Raw genomic sequence first — 4,026 nt, 5'->3', positions numbered from 1 at the left:
GTGGCGATGAGGGCATTGGCGTCGTCAGGAAATGCGTCGTCGCCCGTGGCGGTATAGACCGATGAGTAGAAGACGATCGTGAGCAGGCCGAAGATCACCAGAAGCACCTGCGCCGCTCGTTGGAATGTGGTCATGACTGTCCTTTCAGTTCGGGGGTGGACGTCATCGACGCTAAGAATCGGGCATGGCGAGCACTACGTGGTTGACCGCAATGGCAGACCTTTACGGTCGACCGCAGGGTGGAGGACCGCGCGACGGGCCAGAATTGGCACGTGCTTGAAATGCTCATCGTCCCGACCTGCTTTCTCGGCGCCGGTCTGATCGGTTATCGCTTGGGAACGCCGGCCCTAGTGGTGGGCGGACTGGCCGCGGTGGGGTGCACACATCTCTTGGCGTTTCTCAGCGCTAGCCATGCGCTTGCGGCCGACAGCGGGGTTGCCGATTGGACTCATGTGGCGTCGCAGCTTCTCTTCGTGGGTGGGTTCGTCGCCTTCGTCTGGCTGGCCGCGGTGTATCCCAACGAGCATCCGTCGATCAAGCTGATCGCGGCGGCGGCGGCGCTCGCTGCCGCGGGGCCGTTGGTAGCAGCCGCTTCAGGCCCCACCCCGGCCATTCTCGATGACGCGCGAGAGCTCGGTCCGGTGGTTCAGCTTCTACCGGAGCGCGCCGCGAGCCTCGCGGCTGCGCCATTGATGTTGCTTCCCCTGCTCGCCGTCATCACGTTCATCGTGCGCTATCGGCGTGCCGAACTGGTCGACCGAGCGGCGATGCGATGGCCCATCGGCGGGCTGGGCGTCATCGCTGCACTCGTCATCGCGGGAACCCTCCTAGGCGCCAAACAGCAAGGGGCCGTCACGGTTCTTTTCCTTCTCGGCGCGCCGGTTTTCCCACTGGCTGTTGCCTTCGGCCCGGTCGTGCGACACATCGATTCGCTGTCAGACGAGCTCGCCGAGGTGCGCGAACGGATGGGGCGTCGCGTCCGGCCGGTCGCTCCACCTGGTGTACTGGCGCGACTCACGTCCCGAGAACTGATTGTTCTCGAGCACATGGCTGAAGGCATGTCCAACCCCGTGATTGCCAAGACGCTGCACCTGTCACTGTCCTCGGTCGAAAAGCACGCCACGTCGATCTTCCGAAAGTTTGATCTCGCCGACGCCCCGGAGACCCATCGACGCGTTTCGGCCGTCGTTGCGTACCGCGACGCCTTAGATTCCGCGCGAGATGAAGCTGACGATCCGGATTAGGCGAAAGCACGCCTATGTTGCGGACCGGACAACGAGGAATCGAACCAGCCCGCGCTTGGAAGCATGGCGTGCGATGCTGGCGTTCAGGCAGGTCAGTGCCACCGTGGACTGCACCGCGTGGAGTTCCGACTGACAGGGGTACCAGCCTCGGCGTGACCTGCGATGTTACTGCGAGCCGATGACGGGAATCGAACCCGCGTGTCTTGCTTGGGAAGCAAGCGCTCTGCCATTGAGCTACATCGGCGCGCCACCGGAGTGACGCAGTCAGCCTACTCGGAGATCGAGATGGCAAGCTTGCCGTGCACGTGACCCTCTTGGCTACGGGCGAACGCCGCTGCTGCGTCCTCGAGCTGGAAGATCTCCTCGACGTCGACGGTCAGGTGACCGGCATCGACCAGCGCGGCGAGTCGTTCCAGATCGTCGGCAGCTGGGCGGACCCAGCGCCAGGCGCCACCGGCCTCGACGGCACTCGGGTCGGCGACCGAGGCGTGCCGGCCACCGTCGGCGAGCACGGCTGTCGTCTGCTCGACGACGCCACCGACGAAGTCGGCCACCGCGTCAACACCGTCAGACGCCAGCGCCCGCACGGCGTCGACCAGGCCTTCGCCGTACTCGACCGGCTCGGCGCCGAGAGCCCGCAGTCGGTCGTGCTGGCCGGACGACGCGGTGGCGATGACGCGGGCGCCACGGGCGCGCGCGATCTGGATCCCGAAGGAACCGACGCCGCCTCCGCCGCCGTGGATCAGCACGGTGGTGGACTCGTCGACGTCCAATCCGTCCAGCACCTGCAGAGCGGTGAGCCCCGCCAGCGGCACCGAGGCGGCCTCGGCCCACGACAGCGACTCCGGCTTGCGGCCCACCGTGCGGGCCGGAGCGGTCACCTTCTCGGCGAACGTTCCGCCGTGCACGTAGTCCTTGCGGGCGTAGGCCATCACCTCGTCGCCGACAGACCATTCGGGGGTGTCCGGTCCGACCGCCACCACCACACCCGCGACGTCCCAGCCGGGCACGGCCGGGAAACGGACGTCCATCATGCCGTCGAGGCCACCGGAAACGATCTTCCAGTCAACCGGATTCACGCTGGCCGCCCGGGCCTCGATGAGGACCTCCCCGGGGCCGACCTTCGGGTCGGGCTGCTCGGTGAGGGAGAGGACGTCGGGGTCCCCGTACTGGTCGAATGTCATGGCTCGCATGCCCGGTACAACCATGCCGGGGGCGACAGAATTCCGCCCTGACTTCCAGCCCGTCTCGCGTCAGCGCTGGTAGTAGGTGACCTGCTCCTGTGGCCGCTGCCGACCCAGCTCGCCGCCGATGCGACCGCCGTAAGGACGTCCGTGGTCAGAGGACTCGTCGCGCACGTAGGTGAGTCGCCACGGCCCCATCTCGATCCGCGAACCAGTGCGCAACCGCTGCCGTGGAAGCTCCTGGCCGTTGACGTAGGTGTGGACGGTGGTGCCGCGACCCATCAGCACGTACTCGTCGTCGGCGGTACGTTCCACGACGGCCTGCAGGGAGTCAATTCCATCGAGGTCGAGATGGACACCCTCCCCGTTGCCGATCACGTTGATGCCGGGTGCGAGCGGAAACACCAAGACCTTGCGCGCATCGGCCGGCGAGCGAGTGTCGGACAGATAGAGCCGCGGATGCCCACCGCCATACGGATCATGGGTCGTGGTGACCCGGCGGCGGCTCCATGGGGCACGCGGCAGGTGCAAAGGCACGGGCGTTGGTGGAGGCAGGCTGAGTCCCTCGCCGCGGCCGGCCACGGCGATCGCCTTCAGCTTGGCCGCGGCGCGCCAGCTCACGACCTTCACGAACTTCGAGCGGGTCACGAAGCGGTGCCAGAAGCGCCGGCGCACGGCGCCCAGGCTCATCACCGGCCCGTTCTGGTCGGCCACGGTCACCACAAGACCTTGCTTGGCCACGGCGCGTGCGATCGACTGCAGGTCGCTGCCGGACCGTCCGCTGGCGAGCACGGCAAGATTTGAGCTCTGGACGACCATGTGGGTGCCGTCGGAGCGCACCGTGCCCGAGGCGTGCTCGCCGTCGGGGGTGTCGACCTCGAACCGTAGATCGACGATGAGGACGGTCACGGTCAGGCCTGTCGGTTTTCAGCGCCGGCGAATTCATCGTCGCTCGTGGCGACCCGGATGGTTCCGTTGAACCGCCACGTCGCATGGGCGGCGTCGGGACCGGTGTCGCGCGGCACTTCGATCTCCAGGTCGACCAGCTCGTAGCTGACAGCGGCGCCGCGACCGGTGAGGTACTCCCACATCTCACGCCCGAGATCGGTCCAGTCGGTGACGGGGTGCGGTCCGGTGCTCGTGCCGCTGAGGGGTCGAGGCGGGGTGGGTTCGGTGCTCATGGGACCTCCTGAGAATGAATACATCCACCATCCCACCGCGCAGCGACTTTGGCAGGTTCACATCCTGACTCGCTCGCGGTCCGGCGTGAAGTAGATTTCTCTTCGTGCTCCTCTCCGACCGTGACATCCTGGCCGAGATCGACGCCGAGCGCATCGGCCTCGACCCCTTGGACCGCAGCATGATCCAGCCCTCCAGCATCGACGTGCGGCTGGACAAGTTCTTCCGGGTGTTCGACAACCACAAGTACCCGCACATCGACCCCAAGGTCGATCAGTCCGATCTGACTCGTGAGGTCGAGGTCGGCAACGGGCAGGACGAGGCATTCGTGCTGCACCCCGGTGAGTTCGTGCTCGGGTCCACCTACGAGCTCGTGACGCTGCCCGACGACATCGCCGCTCGGCTCGAGGGAAAGTCTT

General features: G+C 66.5%; 5 protein-coding genes and 1 tRNA gene. 2 read left to right on the top strand and 4 right to left on the bottom strand.

All coding sequences use genetic code 11. The features are described 5' to 3' along the window. Positions 1-239 precede the first annotated feature (239 nt). Entirely contained in the window at positions 240-1,244 is a 1,005-nt protein-coding gene (locus tag WB508_RS12205; RefSeq protein ID WP_423845152.1) for a response regulator transcription factor, read from the top strand. Positions 1,245-1,417: 173 nt separating this feature from the next. Here the strand turns inward: WB508_RS12205 and WB508_RS12200 are convergent. The 4 genes from WB508_RS12200 to WB508_RS12185 all read right to left on the bottom strand — a co-directional run bounded on the left by WB508_RS12200 (position 1,418) and on the right by WB508_RS12185 (position 3,609). Next, a tRNA-Gly gene (locus WB508_RS12200) sits at positions 1,418-1,488 on the bottom strand. A 25-nt stretch (positions 1,489-1,513) separates the two neighbouring features. Further along, positions 1,514-2,428 (bottom strand): NADP-dependent oxidoreductase, encoded by a 915-nt coding sequence (locus tag WB508_RS12195; protein WP_423845151.1) that lies wholly within the window; start codon positions 2,426-2,428, stop codon positions 1,514-1,516. 69 nt (positions 2,429-2,497) lie between these two features. Further along, entirely contained in the window at positions 2,498-3,337 is an 840-nt protein-coding gene (locus tag WB508_RS12190) for an FHA domain-containing protein (RefSeq protein WP_423845150.1), read from the bottom strand. A gap of 2 nt (positions 3,338-3,339) precedes the next feature. Then, positions 3,340-3,609 carry a hypothetical protein gene (locus tag WB508_RS12185; RefSeq protein ID WP_423845149.1) on the bottom strand — a complete coding sequence of 90 codons (270 nt, stop codon included), beginning with the start codon at positions 3,607-3,609 and terminating at the stop codon, positions 3,340-3,342. A 104-nt stretch (positions 3,610-3,713) separates the two neighbouring features. Between WB508_RS12185 and WB508_RS12180 the strand changes: the two genes are divergently transcribed. Continuing rightward, on the top strand, positions 3,714-4,026 hold a 313-nt coding region (locus WB508_RS12180; protein ID WP_423845148.1), incomplete at its 3' end, for a dCTP deaminase.

It is taken from the genome of Aeromicrobium sp. (genome assembly GCF_049586495.1).
In the GTDB taxonomy this organism is placed as follows: domain Bacteria; phylum Actinomycetota; class Actinomycetes; order Propionibacteriales; family Nocardioidaceae; genus Aeromicrobium.
The sequence above is the reverse complement of the archived record's forward strand: the minus strand, read 5'-3'. Positions and strand labels throughout refer to the sequence as shown.